Genomic DNA, 23647 nt, shown 5'->3' with positions numbered 1-23647 from the left:
ACCTTCAAATTTCAATTCTTGTCACGACACCGTGCAATTTATTATATGGAAACTCAAAAAACGAAATCCAGTTGGGAGCTAATCTTTTTAATACGGCAAATATCTTCAAGAAAGGTTTACTGGTTTTTATTTCTTCAGCACCATAGAAAATAGCTTTTTCCGAAAATCCCCATTGTTTGAAAAGTTTTGGTAAGTCAGGAGATTCCATATAACCATAAATTATTCTTGCAGTGTAAAGTCCATCGGTGACTTTGTCATAGGACTCGAGATTTACTCCATAAGGTTGGTCTGAAGTTTCAACAGAAACCAGAATATTTTTTTCATAGATAATTCCGGTTCGAAACATACAGTGTAAAATATACGGTGAAACTGAATTTACATTCTTTGTGAAAAATATTGCTTCACCTTTTATGTAGTTTCCTGTTTCATAAATTTGTTTGAAGCTTTCAACAAAAACATCCAGCGAAGTTGCTCTCAAAAATCTTCTGAGTTTTGTCATTCCATTCATCCATAATAACATTACCCCAAAAACAAATAAAGCTATAATAACTGACCAATATCCACCATAAGGAATTTTGTGAGTAACAGCTATTAGATATAAACCAGCGATGATTAATACCGTAAAGCCGATTGCTGATTTTAGATAGTTTTTCTTTATGTAGAAAATTGTAACAATAAAAATTGAACTTATAAACATTGTAGCAGTAACTGCCAGACCATAAGCAGCAGCCAGATTATTTGATTCTTTAAAGATCAAAATCATCAATATAACTGCAAACAATAAAAATTTATTAACAGCTGGTATATATATCTGAGAACGAAGTTTTTGTGAAGTAAACTTTATTTTCATTAATGGAAATATTCCTGTGTTAATACCTTGAAACACAAGAGACATAACAGCACTAATCATAGCTTGAGAAGCAATTATAGTTGCTAATAATGTCAGTATTAAAAACGGGATATAAAGTATTTCTGAATAACTGCTCACAAGTTTAAACAAAACCTGTTTTGTATCGCCGTGCTCAAGTATATATGCTCCCTGACCAAAATAATTTATTATAAGAGCAAAGAAAACAATTGACCAGGCTTGTCTAATAGGTTTGCCGCCAAGATGCCCCATGTCTGCATATAAAGCTTCGCCTCCGGTAGCACAAAGTATAACTTCACTTAGAACAAAAAATCCTGGCAATCCATTATGAATAAAAAATTCAATTGCATAATAAGGACTTAGTGCAAGAAAAATTTGAGGTATGTGAATCAAATAAAAAAATCCCGAAAGAAACAGACTTAAAAACCAAATCAACATAATGGGACCAAAAGATGAAGCTACTTTATCAGTTCCTCTGTGTTGAATAGCAAATAATAAAATTGTAATAATCGCAGTAATCAGAATAATAGTCGTTAGTGATATATGACCTAATTGAGGAATTAATCTCAAACCTTCAACAGCTGAAAGAATACTAATGGCCGGAGTAATCACTCCATCACCAATCAGTAATGAAACTCCAATATATCCCAGGAATGCTATAAAACCAGCTTTCCTTCCCTTCTTCATAAGTGAAGTAAGAATTTCTTTTAATACAATAATCCCTCCTTCACCACGAATACTAAGACTCATTGCCAACCAGGCATATTGAATCGTGACTAAAGTAATTAATGTCCAAAATATTAGAGATAAAATTCCAAATATGTTTTCTTTTGTTGGTAAAGTAAGAGTAAAGACAATACTTAAAGTATAAATCGGACTTGTACCTATATCACCGAATACGACTCCCATCGCATGTACAATGTTCCTGAATGTTCCGGGTTTTTTATTCTCAGTTTCCATTTAAATAATAAATAATATTTTTTCGACTGACGAATATAAAGCAAACTAATAAATCAATAAGTCAGAATAGTTATTATTTTGTGTAACAATTTGAAATTAAAAAAGAGTCACAATCTCTTTATGAGAGACACAAATTTATTTTTTTAATAAATAACAAAATTATATCTGGCAAAATGATTGTGCGATTTTTTCTCATCCTACCATTTTTGAGGGCTAAATACTGTGACTTTCAGAGAAAAGTTCTTTTCTTTGGGAACTGTTTATACTGTTATATTATTCATTGCGATATTCTTAGTTCTTGGAAATAAATCCGAGAAAAAGAATAATGATAATAAGGTAAAGTTGATTGAAAAATCCGGTCTTATTTATGAAATTGGAGCTGATACCCCTTATACTGGTGCAATAAAAGATACAGTTCAGGATAAGATTATTGAGTATTACCTGATTGATGGAAAAAAATACGGCGACTTCAAAGTATCCAACCTCAATGGAATTATTGAAATAAATGGCGTTATGAATGACAGCAAGAATGAAGGTGTCTGGAATTATTACTATCCAAATGGGCAACTCGAATCAAGAGGAACTTTTTACAATGACAAATTAAACGGCGCCTGGAAATGGTATTATCCCAACGGTGATCTTAAAGCTTTAGGTTATTATGAGGATGATAAAAAAGTTGGAACATGGAAATTCTACAACAATCAATCAAAAATCATAAGAGAAATTTCTTATAAGAATGACCATATTGAATTAGTAAGGTCTTTTGATTTTAGTTCATCTTTATAATTCATCATTGATTCGATATCATAAGAATAATCTATCCCTAAAATTCTAATGCTCGCTCTTCCCTATTTATTACAATTCAAAATTTTTAATTTCTATTCTTTTAAGAATAATATTTCATTATCCCTTATAATGAAATAAGTTCCAAATGAACTTCACGTGACTTCCATAAACTCAAATCAAATTATACTTCACATTTAATGAATGAATAATTATTTTGTTTAGTAATAATTTTATTCTTTAACAGAAATGAAAAACAAACTTTTTGTAATAATTGATGCAATGGCTTTGGCTTACAAAGCATACTTCGCATTTATCAGTCGTCCATTAAGCACTAAAAAGGGAGAGCCAACCTCTGCTGTATATGGTTTTATTACTCAATTACTCAGAGTGCTTGAAAAGCATAAAGCTGATTACATTGCTGTTGCATTTGATTCAAAAGAAAAAACATTCAGGCATGAAAAGTATGAAGCTTATAAATCATCACGCGAGGAAATGCCTGAGGATATGATTCCACAATTAGAAAGAATTAAACAAATCATTGATGTATTAAAAATGCCCGTTTATATCCTTCCAGGATATGAGGCAGATGATATTATTGGTACAGCAGTAAAAAAAGCTGAAAAGCTTGGTTTGGAATCTTTAGCCATTACACCAGATAAAGACTACTTTCAACTAATAACTGATAAAACTAAAATAGTTCGACCGGGAAAATCCACTGATGAAGTAATTATATATGACAAGAAAAAAGTTCTTGAAGAGCTTGGATTCGAACCCAAATATATGGTTGATTATCTTGCACTAGTTGGTGATTCAAGTGATGATATTCCCGGCGTTCCAGGAATTGGACCTAAAACTGCAGTTCCTCTTATTCAGCAATTTGGAACCATTGAAAACATTTACGATAACATTGATAAAATCGAAAAAGAATCTATTCGAAAAAAACTGATTGAGAATAAAGAGAAAGCTTTCCTTTCAAAAGAACTGGCTACCATCCACACTGAAGTTCCTCTGGATTTTGATTTTGAAAAGGCAAAATTCGAAAAACCTGATTTTGAAAAACTCAGAGAAATTTTTATCGAACTGGAATTTAAAACACTCTATTCAAAACTGCTTGAAATTTATGGAAATTCTGATGTTCTTAATTCAAAAACAGAAGAAGAAAAAATCATTGAACAAACTTCATTTGTCATAGAAGATGTTGAATATAAACTAATCGATAATCCAAAAGATTTAGACAAACTTGTCAAGCATCTGAAGAATTCAAAAGAGTTTGTATTTGATACCGAAACTGATGGACTAAAACCATATGAGATTCAATTGGCTGGAGTTTCATTTTGTACAGAACCGGAAAAAGCTTTCTTCGTTCCTATTAAACCCAGTGATAGCGTTGGTTTATTTTCAGATTCAAACAGAAAGGCAATACCAATTTCTGAGTTTGCTAAAAAATTTAAATCAGTTTTCGAAGACCAATCAATAAGAAAAATTTGCCAGAATGGGAAATACGATATTGCTGTATTAAGGCATCAAAATATTTATGTTAAGAATTTTTATTTCGATACTATGCTTGCAAGTTATGTTTTAGATCCGGACCAAAAGCACAATATGGATGATCTTGCACAGAAATATTTAAATTACAAACCTATTCCCCTTTCTGACTTAATTGGAACTAAGAAAGACCCAACAAAAATTTTTGATGTTGATGTTCAGGATCTTGCAAATTATTCCTCTGAAGATGCTGATATAACTTTTAGATTATATCAAAAGCTGGATGCTGAGTTAAAAAAAGAACAAGTTGAAAAAGTAGCTTATGATATTGAATTCCCTTTAGTTCCGGTTTTGGAAAATATGGAGTATGAAGGAATTAAGATTGATACAGAGGCATTGCAGCAACAGAGTAAAGAACTTGAACTTCTGATGGATAATTATGCACAACAAATTTATCAATTAGCAGGAAAAGAATTCAATATTAATTCAACAAAGCAGCTTCAGGAAATACTGTTTGATAAATTAAAGTTAAGCACTGGTAGAAAAACAAAAACAGGATTTTCAACCGATGCAAGAGCTTTGGAAAATCTTCGTGGTGAACACGAGATAATCGATATAATCCTGAATTACAGACAGGTTGCAAAATTAAAATCAACTTACACAGATGCGTTGCCAAATTTAATAAATCCAAAAACTGGAAGAATTCATACAAGTTTTAATCAAACCGGAGCTTCAACTGGCAGACTATCAAGTACAGATCCAAATCTTCAGAATATTCCTATCAGAACGGATTTAGGAAAAGAAATCAGAAAAGCTTTTGTACCAAGGGATAAAAATCACTTAATTCTTTCTGCAGACTACAGTCAGATCGAACTCAGAATAATGGCCTCAATTTGTGAAGATGAAACTTTGATGAAGGCATTTATAAATGGCGAGGATATCCACAGAAGTACTGCTGCATTGGTTTTCAATGTTAATCCTGAAGATGTAACTCCAGATATGAGAAGAAAAGCAAAAGAAGTTAACTTCGGAATACTTTATGGAATTGGTCCATTTGGTTTAAAGACAAGATTAGGAATACCACAAACTCACGCAAAAGAAATTATTGATACATACTTCAGAACATTCAAGAAAGTTAAGGACTTTATGGATGATTCTATACTCAAAGCCAAAGAAAAAGGTTACGCTGAAACTTTATATGGAAGAAGACGATATTTAAAAAATATAAATAGCAACAATCGGGTTGTCAGACAATTTGAAGAACGTGTTGCTATAAATATGCCTATTCAGGGAACTGCAGCCGATATGATAAAACTTGCTATGATAAAAATCCATAATGAACTCGAAAAGAAAAAATATAAATCCAGGATGGTCTTACAAGTTCATGATGAATTAGTTTTTGATGCACATAAATCCGAAATTGATGAACTGAAACCACTAATCAAAAAAATAATGGAAGAAGCATTTCCGTTGAAAGTTCCTGTGGTTGCTGATATAGGAGTTGGAGAAAATTGGCTCGATGCTCATTAGCAGATGAAAGATGATCAAAGAAATAAAAAAATCTGAAATTAAAAAGATACTATGCATCAAACCACGAGGCATTGGTGATATAATCCTGTCAACAATAATACTTGATAATCTTCATTCATTTTTCCCATCAGCAGAAATAGACTATTTAACTGAAGAGTTTGCAAAAGATTCAGTAAGCACTCACCCACATGTTTCAAGAGTTCTAAGTTATAAAAAAGAAGATTCTCTCCTGACAATTGTTAAAAAAGTCAGGAAACAAAAGTATGATATAGTCTTTGATCTATGGTCAAATCCCAGGACTGCACAGATAACTTTTCTCTCCGGAGCAAGGTACAGAGTTGGCTACTCATATAGAGGAAGGAAATATGCTTACAATATTAAAGCAAATGTGGGGCGAGGTGATTATCATTCAGCCGAACATAATCTCGAATTGCTAAAAGTCTTGGACATTCCAATTATCAGTAAGAAGATTTTTTATCCTATAGATAATGAATCCAAAGAATTTGCTAATCAATATATTTCTAAAATAGTTAGCTCAAAATATCTAATAGGTATTATTCCTTCCGGAGGCTGGGATTCTAAAAAATGTACAACACAAAAGTGGAATGAAATTTTGACAGCATTAAAATCACAATGTGATTGCAAATTTTTAATTCTTTGGGGACCAGAAGATTATCAGGATGCTAAATCAATAACCACGAAAAATGAACAATTTACATATCTTGCTCCCGAAACAAATTTAAAGCAGTTAGCAGCTTTGACAAGTAAATGTAACTTGATAATCGCTAATGATTCCGGACCTATGCATTTAGCAGCAGCGATAGGAATTCCGACATTAGGATTATTTGGACCTACTGATCCAAAAAAACACGGACCTTATTCCAAGAAATCTGATTATGTAATTAAATCCGATCTTCATTGTATTATTTGCAATAAACTTATCTGCCCATATAATAAAGAATGCTTTAATGAAATGGATGTAAGTGAAGTTGTTAACAAATCACTTAAGCTTTTGAAAATGAATGATGAAAAAAATTGAACAATTCTTCAAAAAATTACTATTACTTGGACTACTGTTATTCAGTAAGCAAAGAACTCACAATAAAGACTTACCAACCATAAATAAAGATTCAAAAATAATCTTTATAAGATTAAACAGAATTGGTGATGCATTAGTCAGCACTCCACTTATTGATTTGGTAAAGAAAAAAATTGGTAGCAAAATTTATGTACTTGCGGATAGAAAAAATTATTTCGTTTTTAGTAATAACCCCAATATCGATGAAATGATTGTATTTCAAAAAGGGATAAAAGCTTTTAATTATGTAAAGAAATTCATTAAAAAAAATGACATTAATGTACTGGTAGATCTTCATGATGATGTCTCAACCACAGTGAGTATTGTTACAGCAATTGTGGATTGTAATTACAAATTAGGATTGAAAAAATCAAATTATCAGATTTATACACACACTGTTAATAGGATAGATTCTTCGAAGAATCATGTAATCGATAGAATTTTAGAACTCAGCAAATTATTTGGTTTTAATTATTCAAAAGATGAAATAAAAATCGGTTACTATCCAAGGGAAGAAAATATTTTATTTGCTAAAGAGTTCATCAAAAATAATTTTCCTGAAAAAAGATTTTTAGTTGGTATAAACATTTCTGCCGGAAGCGATGCGAGATTCTGGGGAGTTGATTCATTTAAAAAACTTTTATCTGAATTGGGTAATTACCCTGTAGATGTATTGTTATTTACAGATTCAAAGGATTTCGACAAAGCAAAATTAATCGCGGAAAACAATTTAATTTATCCTGTCACAAAAGATTTTGATAAATTTGCAGCAGGAATTTTAGAACTCGATATGCTGTTTAGTCCTGATACATCAGCAATTCATATTGCGTCAATAAAAAGAATTCCGGTATTTGGTCTTTATGTAAAATACAAAACAAATGATATGATTTGGAGTCCTTACAATACTGATTTTAATTGTATCATTACAGAAGAATCAAATTTAGTTAATGTTTCCTTTGAAGAAGTAAATAAAAAATTTATTCCATTTTTAGAGAAGCACCTTAATGCAAAAAGAAATTCCGAGTTGTAAAAGGTTTACAGGTTATAAACCTTGTTATCCCGACCACAATTGTTGGATTGATGGTTGTAAAGACAATATTCCTATTGGAAAAAAAATTTTAATTATTAACCTTGATGCGATGGGAGATGTGCTAATGACTACAGCACAACTTCCGGCACTAAAAAGAAAATTTCCTGAATCAACAATCTATTGGATAACATTAAAAGTTGCCGCTCCTCTTCTCTACTACAATCAGTTTATTGACTTTGTTCTTGAATATAATTTTGAATCGCTTTCCATTTTACAACTAATAGAGTTTGATTATGTAATGAATGTTGATAAGTCTCAGCGTTCTTGTGCTTTATTGAATTCATTGAATGCAAAAAATAAGTTAGGATTTGGCTTAAATAAGGATGGGAAAATTATACCTGTCAATGATTCTGCTTATTATAATTATTTACTTGGAATGGATGATCATCTGAAATTTAAAGTTAATCAACGAACCGGACAGGATTATCTTGCAGAAACATTTGAGCTTGATTACAAGCGTGATGAATATGTATTTAACTTCACTGATGATGAAAAAAAATTTATTGATGATTACAAAAGAACCCTTGGTATCTCAGAATCAGATAAAATTGTTGGGTTCAATACAGGTTGCTCCGAGCTTTATCCTAATAAAAAAATGACCATTGAACAGCACATATATTTAATCGAAAGACTTCTTTCAACTGGTAACTATAAAATAATGCTTTTGGGTGGACCAGAAGATACAGAAAGGAATAAAATTATATCAGAGCATTTCAAAGGGGAAATTATAAATACTCCGACTAATGAAGGAGTCAGAAGAGGTGCATGTTATGAATCTATTCCTCAGATTGTTGTAACCGGCGATTCTTTCGGCATGCATTTGGCTATTGCACTAAAAAAATATGTAATTGCGTGGTTTGGAGTTAGTTGTTGGACGGAAATAGATTTGTACGATAGAGGCATCAAACTATATCAAAAGGATTTATTCTGTTCGCCTTGTTGGAAAAAAGTTTGTCCCTACGACCTTGAGTGTATAAAAATGATTGACCTGGATAGAATCATTAAAGAAATAGAAAATTATTTTAATAGCATTTCAAGAAAATGAATCTGCTTTCTGATTTTAACATTTTCAGTTTTAGCAAAAAAATGAAAAGACCATTAGTACTCGATGGTGCAATGGGTAGTCTTCTTGAAAAAATGGGTTTGACTGAAACTGATTTTGCCTGGAGTGCAAAAGCGAATGTCAAATATCCTGACAAAGTTTTAAAGATTCACAAAAGCTATATTGAGGCTGGTGCCGATATTATTACCACCAACACTTTCCGCACAAATCCTTACTCTCTTGGTCAGGTTGGAATAAAAAATTTTGAACGCTATGTGAAAAAAGCAATTTCGATTGCCTGTGAAGCTAAAGAAAATCTTCCTGTTTTAATTGCCGGATCAAATGCTCCTGCAGAGGATTGTTATCAGGTTAAACGTACAATTTCAAAAAAACAGTTGGAATTAAATCACTGCTACCATATTGATAGTTTGATTGAATACGGTTGTCACTTTATCCTGAATGAAACTCTAGGTCATTTCGATGAGATAAAAATAATCTCAAAGCATTGTGAAAAATATGATATTCCATTTGTTATGAGTTTGTATTTTGATGAGAATCTATGTTTGTTAAGTGGCGAAAAACTAAGCGATGTAATCAATTTTTTGAATGACACTAATGTTTTATCAATTGGATTTAATTGTATCTCAGACAAAATTCTTATAAAACTAATTAACCAATTATCATTACCTCCTAATTGGGGATTTTATCTTAATTGCTTTAGCACGAGTGAAAAACAAACTGAAGTTTGTTCAATCTCTGTAGCTGAATATTTAGTAACTGTTCAAGAGGTAATACATTTTAATCCTTCATTCATTGGCGCTTGCTGTGGCTCAAATCCTGAATTTATAAAAGCAATTAAAGGATTTCTTGATGGAAGAATTAAACATTAAATCATTTTCAAAAATAAATATCGGATTAAATATTATTTCAAAACGTGATGACGGATTTCATAACCTTCAAACAATCTTTTTCCCTCTTTCACTTCACGATAGCATAACAATTAGAAAATCGGAAAACTTCTCATTCTCATCGAGTGATAAATCATTATCTGAAGATAAAAATAATTTAATCATTCGTGCCCACGATTTGATTGAACAAACGAGTGGAAAAAAAATTAATTGTCATATTCATTTACAAAAAAATATTCCGATTGGTGCAGGATTAGGAGGCGGAAGTTCAAACGCTGCAAGTATTTTGAAAGGACTGAACGAATTATTTTCCCTGAAGATTGATAATTCTAAAATAAAAGAACTTGCGTTGCAATTAGGTTCTGATGTTCCTCTTTTTCTAGAGAAGCTTCCAGCTTATGCAGAATCAAGAGGCGAAGTGTTGCTACCGGTTAAAATTTCTTTTAATGGATACCTATTAATTGTAAATCCAGGAATTCATATTTCAACTAAGTGGGCTTTTAGCAAAATTATTCCAAAGCTGCCAGAAGTTAGTCTTAAAGAATTGATAAAAAATGATGAAATTAATTTTGATGATCTTGCAAAATATGCCTCTAATGATTTTGAACAAGTGATTTTTGAAGAATATCCTCAAATCAAAGAAATCAAAATGAGAATGTTAAATTTTGATTCGAAACTTTCAATGATGACAGGAACTGGTTCGACGGTCTTTGGATTTTTTAATGATGAACAGTCAGCTTATCAAGCTGAACAATTTTTTAAATGCAAAAATTATTTTACTTATTTACAAAGAGTTAGCTAACAGCATTTTCTAAAAAATCAACAGTGCCTTTTGTTGCATTTAAACCTACCTTTATCCCTAAAGGAATCGTTACAAAGTCTTTTATATGTCCGTGAGGAAAAGTATAAATTGTTGGCAACTTTAATGTCTTGAAATAATGTTCTATAACTTCTCCGAGACTTAAAGTTTTCTTGTTTGGATCTTGCTCGTAGCATTCAACAAACCTACCTAAGATAACTCCCTTTAATCCTTTAAAGACTTTTGCAAGTCTTAACTGATTTAACATTCTGTCAATTTTATATGGCTTCTCATCAATGTCTTCGAGCAACAAAATTTTATCTTTCATATCAGGAAAATACTCCGTTCCCAATAATGCACTAAAGACGGCAAGATTACCACCTAAAATCCTTCCATTAGACAAACCTTTATTAATAAAAGGCATCTTAGAATTATCCGGATATTTTATCTTTCCAATTTTTTTGTTCGAAGTTACAACTTTCCAAAACCACTCTTCTGTATACGGACTAACACTATTAACAAAATCGACCGCAGGCATTGGACCGGCAAAAGTTATCAAACCAGTCTTATTAAATATTGCATTCTGTAATGCTGTTATTTCACTATAACCAACAAATATCTTTGGATTCTTCTGAATTAGCTTGTAATTGATTTTATCAAGTAATCTGAATGCGCCATATCCACCTCTTAAACACATTATTGCTTTAACAGTTTTATCACTAAACATTGAATGAAAATCTTCTAACCTTTCATCATCTGTCCCGGCAAGATAACCATTAAACTTTCCAACATGCTTACCAAGCTTAATTTTGTAGCCCAACTTTTCAAGATATTTTGTTGATTCTTCAATTCTTAACAATTCATCTGGTGAGGAAGCTGGTGAAATGAGTCCAATTATATCTCCTTTTTTGAGGCGGGCTGGTTTGATTACTTGCATATAAATCCTAATTAAGTGTTTATACTTTGGCGAAAATAATATCACAGAGACTTTATTCAAAAAAAGTATAAAGCTTCACGCTCGTAAAATGTTTGTAAAATGATAATGATAAATATCACTTAACATATTAATAAATTGAAATTTAGCTCATATATGAGCATTTTTGAGATAGATTTTAGAGGGATTTCAATACTTTAGAATAAAATCAAAATATCCTTATGACAGCTGAAAAAAAGAAAATTCTTTATATCTGTGGTTCATTGAACCAGACTACTCAAATGCATAAAATTTCACTTGAATTACCTGAATATGAAGCCTGGTTCACTCCTTACTATGCTGATGGATTCATAAGATTTCTTACGAAAATTGGTATTCTTGATTTTACAATAATGGGAGGAATATTCAAAAAAAGAACTCTTGCCTATTTGAAAAAACATAATTTGAATATTGATTATGAAGGTAAAAAAAATCATTACGATTTGGTGTTCACTTGCCAGGATTTAATAATTCCCCATAATATTCGTAATTCAAAAATTATTCTGGTTCAGGAAGGGATGGTAGATCCGGAAACCTTTTGGTCAAAGCTTGTAAGAAAACTACATTTACCACGCTGGGCTGCAAGCACAACAATGACTGGTCAATCAGATCTCTACGATATTTTCTGCGTTGCTTCAGAAGGTTTTAAAGAATTATTTATCACTAAAGGTTTGAAGCCCGAAAAATTAAAAGTAACCGGTATTCCAAATTTTGATAATTGCGCTGAACACCTGAATAATGATTTTCCTCATAAAAATTTTGTTTTAGTTGCTACTTCGGACATGAGGGAAACTCTAAAGTATGAGAACAGAAAAAAGTTGATACAGAAAGCATTAGACATCGCAAATGGAAAGCTGCTTATTTTCAAACTTCATCCTAATGAAAATGTTAAGAAGAGAACTGCAGAAATTAAAAAATATGCTCCGGATGCATTAGTCTACTATGGAGTTCCTATTGAACCGATGATTGCAAATTGCGATGTTCTTATCACAAGATATTCATCCGTAATATTTGTTGCATCAGCGCTTGGAAAGAAAGTCTATTCAGATATTGATGAAGAAACAATTCAAAAGCTTACTCCAATTCAGAATGGTGGGACTTCTGCCAAGAATATTGCTGAAGAAGCAAGAAAACTTCTCGAGTTAGCTCCGGAAAAATCCAAAAAAGATTTTAACGAAAATAAATTCATATTCTATTTTAGAAAGAAACTTGCGAAAGTTAAGAGCCAAATAGAATGAATATTGTAACCGTCATACAAGCAAGAACAGGTTCCACAAGATTACCGAATAAAGTTCTTATGCCTTTTGCAGGCAAAACTCTACTTGAAAGAATGATTGAGAGAGTTCGGTGGTCTGAATTAGCTGGTAAAATTATTGTCGCAACTACTGAAGAAAAATCTGATGATGTAATTCAGGAAATTTGTGAAAAGAATAATTTTCTCATCTACAGAGGAAGTACAGAAGACTTACTTGACAGACATTATCAGGCAGCAAAACTTTTGAATGCAGATGCGGTTGTCAAAATTCCCTCGGACTGTCCGCTTATTGACTTTAGGATTATTGATAAAGTAATAGATTACTTTATAAAAAATTCAGAGAAATTTGATTTTGTTTCTAATCTTCATCCTGCAACTTATCCTGATGGTAACGATGTAGAAATAATGCACTTCTCTGTTCTTGAAGATGCTTGGGAAAATGCAACTAGAAAATTAGAGCGTGAACATACAACGCCATACATTTGGGAAAATCCTGATAAATTCAGAATCGGAAATGTTGAATGGGAAACAGGTTTGAATTATTCGATGAGCCATCGTTTTACGATTGATTATCCTGAAGACTATGAATTTATTAGAAGAGTTTATGATGAACTTTACAATAAAAATCCCAAATTCAGTTTAGAAGAAATTCTGAATTTGCTCGAAGAGAAACCAGAAATAAAAAAAATAAACGAAAAGTATAATGGAGTTAACTGGTATCGTAATCATCTTAATGAATTAAAAACTATAACAGCTGATCAAACAAAAATTATCTGAGGTTTTATTATGCCAAACAAAGTTGAATTTAACAAAGACTATCCTGTCATAACAAAGTCGGATGAGTATTACAAGATAGCACTTGAATTAATACCTGCTCAAACACAAACACTTGCAAAAGGTCCCGGACAAAACATTAAAGGCGTTGCACCAAAATATCTTAAGCGAGGTAAAGGTTCGCATGTTTGGGATGTTGATGGAAATGAATACATTGATTACACAATGGCTGTTGGTCCTTTATCACTTGGTTATGCTTATGATAAAGTTGATGATGCAATTCGTGAACAACTTAAAGATGGAATTACTTTTTCTTTGATGCATCCACTGGAAGTTGAAGTAGCTCAACTTATTAACAAAGTTGTACCAAATGCAGAAAGTATAAGATACAGTAAAGTTGGTGCGGATGTTACTTCTGCAGCAGTAAGGCTTGCAAGAGCTTACACAGGAAGAAATAAAGTTCTATGCTGTGGCTATCACGGCTGGCACGATTGGTATATCGCAGTAACAGACAGAAACAAAGGAATTCCACAATCAATTCAGGATTTAAGTTATACTTTTAATTACAACGATATTCAATCGGTAATTGATTCAATAGATGAAGATACTGCATGCGTTATACTTGAGCCATTCGTTTTTGACGAACCAAAAGATAATTTCCTTCACAAACTTCGTGATATTTGCACTGAAAATGGAACTGTTCTGATTTTTGATGAAATGTGGACTGGTTTCAGAGTAGCTGTTGGTGGTGCTCAGGAATATTTTGGTGTTAAAGCAGACCTTGCTTGTTTCTCAAAAGCTGTTGCGAATGGAATGCCGATATCCATCTTGACAGGCAAAAAAGAAATTATGCAATTACTTGAGAAAGATGTTTTCTTCTTTACAACATTTGGCGGTGAGGCACTTTCGCTTGCTGCAGTTAAAGCAACAGTTACAGAAATCATTGAAAAAAATGTTCCTGCATATCTTGCAAAGCAAGGAAGAAAACTTAAAGATGGTTATAATGCTATTGCTAATAAACTCGGAATGGATTACACAAAATGTTCCGGATTTGATTGCAGAACAATAATTACATTTGATGCTGAAAAATCCGGATGCAATCCACTTGAAATGAAATCATTAGTTCAGCAGGAAATGATAAAGCGCGGAATACTTTGGGGAGGATTTCATAATATGTCTTTCTCTCATACCGATGAAGATATCGAATACACATTAAAAGCTTATGAAGATGTTTTGCCAATTCTTAAAAAAGCAGTCGAAGAGAAAAATGTTAAAGCATATCTGAGAGGCGAATCTGTTGAGCCAGTTTTCAGAAGAGTTGGTAACTTTAATATGAAACCAAAAGTAAAGAAATAATATGAATGATGTGAAAAAATTATTTGACTTAACAGGAAAGGTTGCGATTGTAACAGGAGCGCTTGGCTTAATCGGAAAACATCATTGCTTTGCTTTGTCTGAAGCTGGTGCTAATGTAGTTGTAACAGATCTAAATGAAAATGCTTGTAAAGAATTTGCCAAGACTCTTCCGACTAAATCGATCGGAGTTGGTGTGAATATAATTGACAGAGCATCAATTGAAAATCTAAGAGATAAAACTTTAAACGAGTTTGGACATATTGATATTCTTGTAAACAATGCCGCAATCAATGATATGTTTGAAAATCCTCAAGCTGCCGCAGAGCTTTCCATGTTTGAAAATTATCCGCTTGAAATGTGGCAAAAGTCTCTCGATGTAAATGTGACAGGAACCTTTCTTTGCTCTCAGATTATCGGAACTGTTATGGCTAATCAAAATAAAGGAAGTATAATCAATATTGCTTCAACTTATGGAATGGTTGGTCCCGATCAATCAATTTATAAAAGACCGGATGGTAGTCAATCGTTTTATAAATCGCCTGCATATCCGGCAACAAAAGGAGCAATTATTAATTTCACAAGATTTCTTGCCGCTTACTGGGGCAATAGAGGGGTTAGAGTGAACACTCTATCTCCGGGTGGAGTAGAAAACAATCAGGATGAATATTTCATAAAAAATTATTCAGCAAAAACAATGCTTGGAAGAATGGCTGCACCAACAGATTATAAAGGTGCAATTGTTTTCCTCGCAAGTGATGCTTCATCTTATATGACAGGAGCTAATTTAGTAATTGACGGAGGTTGGACAGCATGGTAATTGATAAAAAACTGGCAGAAAAAAATCTTCATCTAAAATCCAAAGCTGAAAAAATAAAATTGATTATAACTGATGTAGATGGAGTTTTAACAGACACGGGAATTTATTACTCCCCCACTGGTGAAGCACTGAAGAGATATTCAATCCGTGATGGAATGGGCGTTGAAAGATTAAGAAAATATGCCGACATTGAAACCATAATTATTACTGGCGAAAATTCAGGCACTGTAAAATCAAGAGCTGAAAAACTGAAAATCACTCAGGTTTATCTTGGAGTTAAGGATAAAGAAGCTCTGCTCGAAGAAATTAAGAAGAAGAATCAACTTAGTTCTGAGAACATAGCTTATATTGGTGATGATTCTAATGACTATGACATAATGAAACTTGTTGGATTCACTGCAGCACCTGCAGATGGTATGAGTTTTATTAAAGAGATAAGCGATTATGTATGCGAAGCAAAAGGCGGCTATGGTGCGTTCAGAGAATTTGCTGAATTAATTATTTCCCTAAAACAATAAAGGTAATAAATGAAAAGAAGAGAAATTAAAGTTGCTGATAAATTAATAGGTGAAGGTCATCCGGTTTTCATCATTGCTGAAATAGGCATCAATCATAATGGTGATCTTGAAATTGCAAAGAAGATGATTGAAGGCGCAAAGAAAGCTGGCTGTAATGCAGTTAAATTTCAAAAAAGAACACCGGAACTTTGTGTTCCGAAAGACCAATGGAATCTTGAAAGAGATACACCGTGGGGACGAATTACATATATCGAATACCGTCATAAAGTTGAGTTTGGAGAAAAAGAATATGCGGAGATAGATCGTTACTGTAAAGAACTTGGAATAATGTGGTTTGCTTCATGCTGGGATGAACCTTCGGTTGATTTTATTGAACAATTTAATCCGCCAATTTATAAAACACCCTCTGCATCACTAACAGACTTTGAATTATTGAAAAAGCATAAAGAATTAAACAAACCTGTAATGATGTCCACCGGAATGTCAACAATGGAACAAATTGAAGCTGCTGTTAATTTCTTTGGAAAGGATAATCTTTTACTTGCTCATGCAACATCAGCTTATCCGTGTAAGAATGAAGAATTAAATTTACGAATGATTGAAACACTCAGAAAAAAATATCCTGATATTCCAATTGGTTATTCAGGACACGAAGTTGGTTTAGCACCAACCTGGGCTGCAGTTGCTTTGGGTGCTTGTTTTGTTGAAAGACATATCACTCTTGATCGTGCAATGTGGGGAACAGATCAGGCAGCTTCTGTTGAAATGGGCGGTTTACAAAGACTTGTTTCAAATATTCGCGATATAGAACTTGCATTAGGTGATGGAATAAAAAAAGTTTATGATAGCGAAAAAAGTCAGATTCAAAAACTAAGAAGAGTAAAATAATTTTATGATGAATGAAATGTTAAATAGAGCAGATATTTTTTCAGATGTATGGAATTTTATCTATAACTATTTAACCGGAATGTCTTCAGCAGAAAAATATTCAATGCTGATTATCATTTCTGCTGCAGTGCTTTTTATAATTTTAGAAAGAATTTTTCCTTACAATAAAGGTCAGAAAGTTCTGAGAGAAGGATTTTTTGATGACCTTGCACTTTACACAATTGCACAAAGCTATATTCTAAGTATTATAATTTTCGGATATATAATTAATTTTATTGATTCGACTACCGGCATAAGCAGACTTAAATTATTTTCTGATGTGCCAATCTGGATTCAGTTAGTTTTCTTCACAATTACACACGACATTTACATTTACTGGATGCATCGCTGGCAACACAGCAACAAATGGCTTTGGCGAATACACGAAGCTCATCACTCACCTAAAAAAGTTGATTGGCTTTCCGGCTCAAGATCGCATGCACTCGAAATTCTGATTAACCAAACCGTTGAGTTCGCACCAATTGTTTTACTTGGCTCTCCACCAGAAGTAATTGCCTACAAAGGTGTTATTAGCGCTGTGTGGGGAATGTATATTCACTCCAATATTGATGTTAAAACCGGTTGGCTTCAGAAAATTATAAATGGTCCTGAAATGCACCGCTGGCATCACTCTACCGGCAAAGGCAGAAACAGAAACTTTGCTACAAAACTCGCCATCTGGGATTGGATTTGGGGAACTGCTTTTCTTCCACCTGCAAAACCTGATGAATACGGACTTAAAACATTTTTCCCAAATAATTATTTTGCTCAGACTTTATACGCATTCAGAAGTTTCAAAAGAAAAAAAGAAAGTGAATTAGTTAAAGATTAATTAACATTAGCTTAATAATCTATTAACATTAGTCGAGTAGATTTCTGATATGAATTCAATAAAATTAAATGAATCATATCAGTATTAAAGATATTATCTACTCAAAGTCACCCGGATTTTTATCTAAATATCCTTCATTCATTTCTGATTTATTTTTCTCATTATTGAACCGATTGCTTTTCGTACCACGAATAAATCGTTTCATTTCTGAGCATGGTGATAAAACAGGAATTGAATTTATTGATGAGCTTTTTGACCAGTTGGATATTTCCTATCGGATTTCTTCAAAAGACAGAGAAAAAATTCCAAGCGAAGGAAAACTGATTATCGTTGCAAATCACCCGCTTGGAGGATTAGATGGTTTAGTTCTTTTGAAACTGATATCAGAAGTAAGAAGCGATATAAAAATTATTGCAAACGATGTTTTGATGAATTTGAAAAATATCTCTGAATTTTTTCTCCCGTTTGATCTTCTATCTAAAAAGGATTTGAAAAAGAATTATGAACTTATCTCTGAAACTATCAAAAAAGAATTTGCAATAATTATCTTCCCTGCAGGAGAAGTTGCACGATTAACAATCAATGGAATAAAAGATAAAAAATGGAATAAAGGTGCAGTTTATTTTGCGGATAAATTTCAGGCACCGGTTTTACCGGTTTATATCAAAGGAAGAAATTCACTTTTATTTTACTTCACTTCCCTTTTAAGCAAAAAACTTTCAATGTTCTTGCTGCCGTATGAGTTATTCAACAAACGGAATAAAGTATTTGATTTAAAGATTGGTCATCCGATTTCGCCTAAAGCACTAAATACCAAATATCAGAGAATAGATTTCCTTTCAAAGTCGTTAAAGAAGCATCTTTATCTGATTGCAAAAAATAAAAAAGGAATTTTTGAGACTGAAAAGAATATCATTCATCCGGTATCAACAAAACAGATTAGAAGCGAACTTTTCTCAAATCAATTACTCGGCGAGACTACAGACTTCAAAAAAATATTTCTTGTAGAGTATGACAAGAGTAAAAATGTTATCAGGGAAATTGCACGCCTGCGAGAATTAACTTTCAGAAAAGTTGGAGAAGGAACAGGAAGTAAAAAAGATTCAGATAAGTTTGATAAGCATTATAAACACATTGTTTTATGGGATGATAACCAGCTTGAAATTGTTGGTTCATACAGGTTTGCTGAAGGAAGTTTTATCATAAAAAATCATGGTTTTGAAGGATTTTATTCTTCAACTCTTTTCAAGTTCAATGATGAATTAATTCCATATCTTTTTAATGCCATTGAATTGGGAAGAAGCTTTATTCAGTCAAAGTACTGGAACTCTTTAGCACTGGATTATCTCTGGCAAGGTATCGGGAAATATTTATTAACAAATCAGAATATCAGATATTTATTTGGTCCTGTTAGCATGAGTAATAACTATTCACCTGAAGCTAAAGATTTAATCATTCAGTTTTATTCAAAATGGTTTCCTCCAAAAAAGGAGCTTGTTTCTCCGCACAATCAATATTTTGTATCAGCTGAATCAAAATCCTTATTTGAAAATTTATTTACCCATAATGATTACAATAAAGAAATGATTTTATTGAAAAACCTTCTGAGTAATCTTGGTTTTTCGATTCCGACTTTATTCAAACAGTATTCTGATTTATGTATGCCAGGAGGAATTCAGTTTGCAGGATTTAATATTGATACTAATTTTAGCAATTGTGTTGATGCATTTATAATACTTGATTTGAATTATCTGAAAGAAAACAAAAGAAAAAGATATCTAGAAGTGAACGAGAAAAAATTATCAAACGAAATGAAAAAACAACTACAAATTCAAGTTTAAAATTTATCTTCATACAATTAAGGACTTAAAATGAAAATCGCTCACATTTCTGACCTTCACTTGAACACTCTGTTCAAAGACTCGAATCTTTTACGTGTTAAGAGACTGCTAAAATATATTTCATCACAATCTGTAGAGCATTTAATTATTACAGGTGATTTAACTGATAATGCAGATGAAAGCGATTTACTAATCCTAAAAAGAATGTTGAATAAATTTGGATTTTCATCTCATCTAAATCTTACTTTAATTCCTGGCAATCACGATATTTTCGGAGGACCGCAAAAACCTGTTGATATTTTTTCTTTCCCTGAAAGATGTAAAGAAGTTGACTATGATGCTAAAGTGAATTTGTTCAAAGAAATCTTTAAAGAAACTTTTTATGGTACTATTGTAGCAAATGAAGAAAGTCAATTTCCTTTCATCAAAGATTTGGACAATGTGATTATACTCGGAATTAATTCGATAGCCGAATATTCAAAGTATAAAAACTCATTTGCTTCTAATGGAGAAGTGAAACTAAAACACTTTAACAAGATTGATGATTTATTGAAAAAATTTAATGATAGAGATGTATTCAAAATCGTAGCAATTCATCATCATTTTAATAAAATGAAAAATACAAAAAGGTCAATTGCAGGCCTCTGGCAGAATATTGAAAAACAAACAATGAAACTGAAAAAGAAGAAAAGACTTTTAAGTTTATTCCAAAAGCATAACATTGATATTGTGTTGCACGGGCATATTCATTACAATGAGTTTTATGAGAGAAAAGGAATTGCCTTTTTGAATGCAGGCGCATCAACCGTTGGATATACAGGCAAATCATTGAGAGTGAATATTATAAAAGTGGAACCTGATAAAACTCATTGTGAGCTACATAAATTAACTGAAAGTGGTGAAGTAAAGATTGAAGATTTGTTCAGAAAGGAGTATCAGACAATTTTAAGATTGTCCCCCATTTAATCAAATTAAATTTCCATCAACTGAGAATTATAAATCATTTCATATTCAATAGCCCAATCAATTTTAGAGTCGATATTTTCTTGATTGATTAAAAATCCGTAGTTGAGAATTTCGGATTTGAATAGTTCAAATGGATTTTCTTTTATTTCTTTCCAACTGAAAATATCCGAGCTCTTTTCATTCAACAAGGATTGCTTCATTTTATTTCCTTTAACCGATAGTTGAAATTTCATTTTTCAGATTAATGATTTTTTTACTGACGGAAATTATATAGCAAAGGTTAAGTGAATGTTAAGAGAACATTACTTAATTGTTAAGAAAAATTCTAAAGTGAGTAATCCCAAAGCGGAATAAATCCTGCTTTTCTGATGACGCTCTGCCCTTTTGGTGAAAGCGTCCAGTCAATAAACTTTTTTACATTTCCTGATGGAGTTTCGGAGACAAAAAAATGAAGATATCTTGTGATTGGGTATGAGTCATTACGAATGTTTTCTTCAACAGGAAAAACACCTTCAACCCTTATCTGCACTATCCCCTCTTTATAACCTACACCACCATAACCAATTGCATTATCATTCTCGGAAATAAATTTAATTATTTCTTTTGTTGTTGGGAGTGTTAATCCGTTCTTGGTATATTCTTCATCATCAAGCACATGTTCTTTGAAGTAGAGGTAAGTACCGGAATTTGGATTTCGCAGAACAGGAATAATCACAGTATCCTTTCCACCAACTTCTTTCCAGTTCTTAATTTTCCCGGTAAAAATCTTTTTTATTTGATCAACAGTTAAGTCATTCACGATATTATTTGGATTTACATAAATGCTCAATCCATCTTTTGCTATAAGATATACTAATGCAAGCGAGCCATAGTATTCAACTAACAATTTTGATTCTTCAGGTTGTAAATTACGGGATGAAGCACAAATATCAGTTCTGTTCTTAATTAAGTCTGAAATACCTAATCTTGTTCCACCGCCTTTCACATAAACCGATATTCCGGGATTATCAATCATAAATTCCTTAGCTAACTTTTCATTCAGTTCATACATCGTATCTGAACCGGAGATTGTTATTACATTTTCACCGCTTGGTTTAAATGAACAAAAACTGAACAATAAAGAAAAAACTAAAAGCGTGATGATATTTTTACTCATTATTTTTTCTCTGCAATACTTCTTAATCTTGCTTTTAAAAACGGAGAGTCAGATTTCCATTTAGGTTCATCAACTGAGTTTGCAATATGATAACATAAATCAAAAAGTATTTTTGTGTGCCGCTCAGCAGCGACTTCATCAATAAATTGATTCAAATCATCTTTAGGTGTGTGATATCTTAATTCAAAATATTCAATAAACGATTGCAATACTTCTTCTCTTGATTTCGTTCTATTCTGCAAACCCTCAAGCACAAGTATTGAAGGTACTCCAACTGATGCGAATGTATATTGATCGCTGTTTGTGAAAGAGGTTAACTGCTCAAACTCCTCAGGAATTTTTTCTACACTTATCTGATAACGTTCTGCTGTTTCACTTAAATTATTTTTAAGTGATGAGTATTCTGAACCCACTCCTATCACACTTTCAAAATCTCTGAAGAATGCAATCCCGTCAATGTTCACATTTGCAATTGTTTTGTATAATGGGAAAACCGGATTATCAGTGTAATAGATAGAACCAAGTAATCCACTTTCTTCACCGGTTAAAGCAATAAAAATAATGGTTCGCTTTGGCTTTGTATTTAATGATGAGAAAGCTCTTGCAAGTTCAATCAGAACCGAAACTCCAATAGCATTATCCAAAGCACCATTGTATATCGAATCATTTTGTATTGGAGAGCCAATTCCTAAATGATCATAGTGAGCTGAAATAATCAGGTATGAATCTTTAAGTTTGTCATCACTTCCTGGTAAAATTCCAATGATATTTTTACCTACAAAAGCTCTCTCTTTAAAGTTGCCTCTGAAACTAATTTTAGTTTTAAGTGGAAATGATTTCAACTGATGTTTCTGATGCATCTCAATTATATCATCAAATGAATATTGAGAACCATTAAAAATTAATTTCGCAATTGCAGGATTTATTATGACACTAAAATTACTGGTTAGGTCATACGCAAGTCTTATATCTTCTTTTGCAAAATCTTTTGTCACATTTTCCCAACCTGAATATTTCTCAAACGGAATTAAGATTGTTCCTGCTGCTCCTCTTTGTAAAGCAGTCTGTCTTTTAACCTCAGCAAAACTGTAATAAGTAATTTCATTTCCGTTAAAGAACTCAGGATCATTAGATAACGGTTCACTATCCAGAAATACTGCAATCTTTCCTGTTATATCAACTGCCTGATAATCATTATAATCAAATTCAGGAGCAACGATTCCATAACCAACAAAAACTAATTCAGTTGGTAATGGTATAAAAGTTTGTTGACCGGATTTATATAGAAAATAATCATCCGAATATTTAAGTGAAATAACCTTATCGTCGATGTAAAAATTAAATTCGGATGAAGAAAGTGTTCTGCTTCCAATAAAAGGTATTTCCTGAAAATAACTATCTGTAGACGGAATTTTTTTTAAATCATACTCATTGAATTTTTCAGCTAAATAATTTGCGGCAAGTTTAATTCCCCTGCTACCTAAACCCCTTCCTTCAAGTTCATCGCTAGCTAAGAATTGAAGATGTTTCAGAATAGAATCCCCATTTATTGATTCGAATGCTCTGAAATAATCAACTGTTTCCTGAGAAAAATTCTTTGAGCAGAGAATGAATAGAAGTAATAATAATTTTAGGAAAAAACTTTTCATAAATACTTAAATGCTCTTCCAAAAAATAAAAAAGGAC

At 32.2% G+C, this 23647-nt stretch carries 21 protein-coding genes; 16 read left to right on the top strand and 5 right to left on the bottom strand.

Going from position 1 to position 23647, the window contains the following annotated elements; translation table 11 throughout:
- Nucleotides 1–4: 4 nt before the first annotated feature.
- A complete protein-coding gene (locus Q0X14_RS02220) occupies nt 5–1828 on the bottom strand; it encodes a KUP/HAK/KT family potassium transporter (RefSeq protein WP_297841847.1) in 1824 nt (607 codons plus the stop codon).
- A 222-nt stretch (nt 1829–2050) separates the two neighbouring features.
- Here Q0X14_RS02220 and Q0X14_RS02215 point away from each other — a divergent pair, with 222 nt between their 5' ends.
- The 7 genes from Q0X14_RS02215 (at nt 2051) to ispE (ending at nt 10549) form a co-directional block, all read left to right on the top strand.
- A complete protein-coding gene (locus Q0X14_RS02215; RefSeq protein WP_297841845.1) occupies nt 2051–2614 on the top strand; it encodes a hypothetical protein in 564 nt (187 codons plus the stop codon).
- Nucleotides 2615–2860: 246 nt separating this feature from the next.
- Nucleotides 2861–5629 (top strand): DNA polymerase I, encoded by a 2769-nt coding sequence (gene polA, locus Q0X14_RS02210; protein WP_297841844.1) that lies wholly within the window; start codon nt 2861–2863, stop codon nt 5627–5629.
- A gap of 10 nt (nt 5630–5639) precedes the next feature.
- A complete protein-coding gene (locus Q0X14_RS02205; RefSeq protein WP_297841842.1) occupies nt 5640–6668 on the top strand; it encodes a glycosyltransferase family 9 protein in 1029 nt (342 codons plus the stop codon).
- Nucleotides 6655–7737, top strand: a complete 1083-nt coding sequence (locus tag Q0X14_RS02200; RefSeq protein WP_297841840.1) for a glycosyltransferase family 9 protein — start codon at nt 6655–6657, stop codon at nt 7735–7737. The genes Q0X14_RS02205 and Q0X14_RS02200 overlap by 14 nt, the downstream gene beginning before the upstream one ends.
- Nucleotides 7712–8842, top strand: a complete 1131-nt coding sequence (locus Q0X14_RS02195) for a glycosyltransferase family 9 protein (RefSeq protein ID WP_297841839.1) — start codon at nt 7712–7714, stop codon at nt 8840–8842. Before Q0X14_RS02200 ends, Q0X14_RS02195 begins: the two co-directional genes overlap by 26 nt.
- Before the next feature lie 41 nt (nt 8843–8883).
- A complete protein-coding gene (locus Q0X14_RS02190) occupies nt 8884–9729 on the top strand; it encodes a homocysteine S-methyltransferase family protein (protein ID WP_297841837.1) in 846 nt (281 codons plus the stop codon).
- On the top strand, nt 9710–10549 hold the full coding sequence (gene ispE / locus Q0X14_RS02185; protein WP_297841834.1) for a 4-(cytidine 5'-diphospho)-2-C-methyl-D-erythritol kinase: 840 nt from the start codon (nt 9710–9712) through the stop codon (nt 10547–10549). Before Q0X14_RS02190 ends, ispE begins: the two co-directional genes overlap by 20 nt.
- Here the strand turns inward: ispE and Q0X14_RS02180 are convergent.
- Nucleotides 10542–11483, bottom strand: a complete 942-nt coding sequence (locus Q0X14_RS02180) for an LD-carboxypeptidase (protein WP_297841832.1) — start codon at nt 11481–11483, stop codon at nt 10542–10544. The genes ispE and Q0X14_RS02180 overlap by 8 nt on opposite strands.
- 218 nt (nt 11484–11701) lie before the next feature.
- On the opposite strand from Q0X14_RS02180, the gene Q0X14_RS02175 reads away from it, so the two are divergent.
- From Q0X14_RS02175 to Q0X14_RS02135, 9 genes are all read left to right on the top strand, one after another.
- Nucleotides 11702–12757 (top strand): hypothetical protein, encoded by a 1056-nt coding sequence (locus Q0X14_RS02175; RefSeq protein WP_297841830.1) that lies wholly within the window; start codon nt 11702–11704, stop codon nt 12755–12757.
- On the top strand, nt 12754–13551 hold the full coding sequence (locus Q0X14_RS02170) for a glycosyltransferase family protein (RefSeq protein ID WP_297841827.1): 798 nt from the start codon (nt 12754–12756) through the stop codon (nt 13549–13551). Before Q0X14_RS02175 ends, Q0X14_RS02170 begins: the two co-directional genes overlap by 4 nt.
- A gap of 9 nt (nt 13552–13560) precedes the next feature.
- Nucleotides 13561–14904, top strand: a complete 1344-nt coding sequence (locus Q0X14_RS02165; RefSeq protein WP_297841824.1) for an aminotransferase class III-fold pyridoxal phosphate-dependent enzyme — start codon at nt 13561–13563, stop codon at nt 14902–14904.
- Nucleotide 14905: 1 nt separating this feature from the next.
- Nucleotides 14906–15721, top strand: coding sequence for an SDR family oxidoreductase (locus tag Q0X14_RS02160; protein ID WP_297841821.1), 816 nt, complete (start codon nt 14906–14908; stop codon nt 15719–15721).
- Entirely contained in the window at nt 15715–16239 is a 525-nt protein-coding gene (locus tag Q0X14_RS02155; protein WP_297841819.1) for an HAD family hydrolase, read from the top strand. The genes Q0X14_RS02160 and Q0X14_RS02155 overlap by 7 nt, the downstream gene beginning before the upstream one ends.
- Before the next feature lie 9 nt (nt 16240–16248).
- Nucleotides 16249–17127, top strand: coding sequence for an N-acetylneuraminate synthase family protein (locus Q0X14_RS02150; protein ID WP_297841817.1), 879 nt, complete (start codon nt 16249–16251; stop codon nt 17125–17127).
- Nucleotides 17128–17143: 16 nt separating this feature from the next.
- Nucleotides 17144–17998, top strand: coding sequence for a sterol desaturase family protein (locus Q0X14_RS02145; protein WP_297841814.1), 855 nt, complete (start codon nt 17144–17146; stop codon nt 17996–17998).
- A 68-nt stretch (nt 17999–18066) separates the two neighbouring features.
- Entirely contained in the window at nt 18067–19839 is a 1773-nt protein-coding gene (locus tag Q0X14_RS02140; protein WP_297841801.1) for a lysophospholipid acyltransferase family protein, read from the top strand.
- A gap of 30 nt (nt 19840–19869) precedes the next feature.
- Nucleotides 19870–20805: a metallophosphoesterase gene (locus Q0X14_RS02135; protein ID WP_297841798.1), complete on the top strand. Its 936-nt coding sequence runs from the start codon at nt 19870–19872 to the stop codon at nt 20803–20805.
- Between the two features lie 5 nt (nt 20806–20810).
- Here the strand turns inward: Q0X14_RS02135 and Q0X14_RS02130 are convergent, their stop codons facing one another.
- The 3 genes from Q0X14_RS02130 to Q0X14_RS02120 form a co-directional block, all read right to left on the bottom strand.
- Entirely contained in the window at nt 20811–21038 is a 228-nt protein-coding gene (locus Q0X14_RS02130) for a hypothetical protein (protein WP_297841795.1), read from the bottom strand.
- Nucleotides 21039–21130: 92 nt separating this feature from the next.
- Nucleotides 21131–21961 carry a phosphate ABC transporter substrate-binding protein gene (locus Q0X14_RS02125; protein ID WP_297841792.1) on the bottom strand — a complete coding sequence of 277 codons (831 nt, stop codon included), beginning with the start codon at nt 21959–21961 and terminating at the stop codon, nt 21131–21133.
- Entirely contained in the window at nt 21961–23610 is a 1650-nt protein-coding gene (locus Q0X14_RS02120) for a M28 family peptidase (RefSeq protein WP_297841790.1), read from the bottom strand. Before Q0X14_RS02120 ends, Q0X14_RS02125 begins: the two co-directional genes overlap by 1 nt.
- Nucleotides 23611–23647 lie beyond the last annotated feature (37 nt).

It is taken from the genome of Ignavibacterium sp., from assembly GCF_025998815.1.
Lineage (GTDB): Bacteria > Bacteroidota > Ignavibacteria > Ignavibacteriales > Ignavibacteriaceae > Ignavibacterium.
Note: the sequence above shows the minus strand (reverse complement) of the source record. Positions and strands in the feature narration are given on the sequence as shown.

What these genes read in the sequence shown, in the direction of transcription:
- polA (WP_297841844.1), top strand. Translation starts at nt 2,861, where the DNA reads ATGAAAAACAAACTTTTTGTAATAATTGATGCAATGGCTTTGGCTTAC.
- Q0X14_RS02180 (WP_297841832.1), bottom strand. Translation starts at nt 11,483, where the DNA reads ATGCAAGTAATCAAACCAGCCCGCCTCAAAAAAGGAGATATAATTGGA.
- Q0X14_RS02140 (WP_297841801.1), top strand. Translation starts at nt 18,067, where the DNA reads ATGAATCATATCAGTATTAAAGATATTATCTACTCAAAGTCACCCGGA.
- Q0X14_RS02150 (WP_297841817.1), top strand. Translation starts at nt 16,249, where the DNA reads ATGAAAAGAAGAGAAATTAAAGTTGCTGATAAATTAATAGGTGAAGGT.
- Q0X14_RS02135 (WP_297841798.1), top strand. Translation starts at nt 19,870, where the DNA reads ATGAAAATCGCTCACATTTCTGACCTTCACTTGAACACTCTGTTCAAA.
- Q0X14_RS02195 (WP_297841839.1), top strand. Translation starts at nt 7,712, where the DNA reads ATGCAAAAAGAAATTCCGAGTTGTAAAAGGTTTACAGGTTATAAACCT.
- Q0X14_RS02160 (WP_297841821.1), top strand. Translation starts at nt 14,906, where the DNA reads ATGAATGATGTGAAAAAATTATTTGACTTAACAGGAAAGGTTGCGATT.
- Q0X14_RS02155 (WP_297841819.1), top strand. Translation starts at nt 15,715, where the DNA reads ATGGTAATTGATAAAAAACTGGCAGAAAAAAATCTTCATCTAAAATCC.
- Q0X14_RS02200 (WP_297841840.1), top strand. Translation starts at nt 6,655, where the DNA reads ATGAAAAAAATTGAACAATTCTTCAAAAAATTACTATTACTTGGACTA.
- Q0X14_RS02130 (WP_297841795.1), bottom strand. Translation starts at nt 21,038, where the DNA reads ATGAAATTTCAACTATCGGTTAAAGGAAATAAAATGAAGCAATCCTTG.
- Q0X14_RS02220 (WP_297841847.1), bottom strand. Translation starts at nt 1,828, where the DNA reads ATGGAAACTGAGAATAAAAAACCCGGAACATTCAGGAACATTGTACAT.
- Q0X14_RS02170 (WP_297841827.1), top strand. Translation starts at nt 12,754, where the DNA reads ATGAATATTGTAACCGTCATACAAGCAAGAACAGGTTCCACAAGATTA.
- Q0X14_RS02205 (WP_297841842.1), top strand. Translation starts at nt 5,640, where the DNA reads ATGATCAAAGAAATAAAAAAATCTGAAATTAAAAAGATACTATGCATC.
- Q0X14_RS02190 (WP_297841837.1), top strand. Translation starts at nt 8,884, where the DNA reads ATGAAAAGACCATTAGTACTCGATGGTGCAATGGGTAGTCTTCTTGAA.
- Q0X14_RS02145 (WP_297841814.1), top strand. Translation starts at nt 17,144, where the DNA reads ATGTTAAATAGAGCAGATATTTTTTCAGATGTATGGAATTTTATCTAT.
- ispE (WP_297841834.1), top strand. Translation starts at nt 9,710, where the DNA reads ATGGAAGAATTAAACATTAAATCATTTTCAAAAATAAATATCGGATTA.
- Q0X14_RS02165 (WP_297841824.1), top strand. Translation starts at nt 13,561, where the DNA reads ATGCCAAACAAAGTTGAATTTAACAAAGACTATCCTGTCATAACAAAG.
- Q0X14_RS02120 (WP_297841790.1), bottom strand. Translation starts at nt 23,610, where the DNA reads ATGAAAAGTTTTTTCCTAAAATTATTATTACTTCTATTCATTCTCTGC.
- Q0X14_RS02175 (WP_297841830.1), top strand. Translation starts at nt 11,702, where the DNA reads ATGACAGCTGAAAAAAAGAAAATTCTTTATATCTGTGGTTCATTGAAC.
- Q0X14_RS02125 (WP_297841792.1), bottom strand. Translation starts at nt 21,961, where the DNA reads ATGAGTAAAAATATCATCACGCTTTTAGTTTTTTCTTTATTGTTCAGT.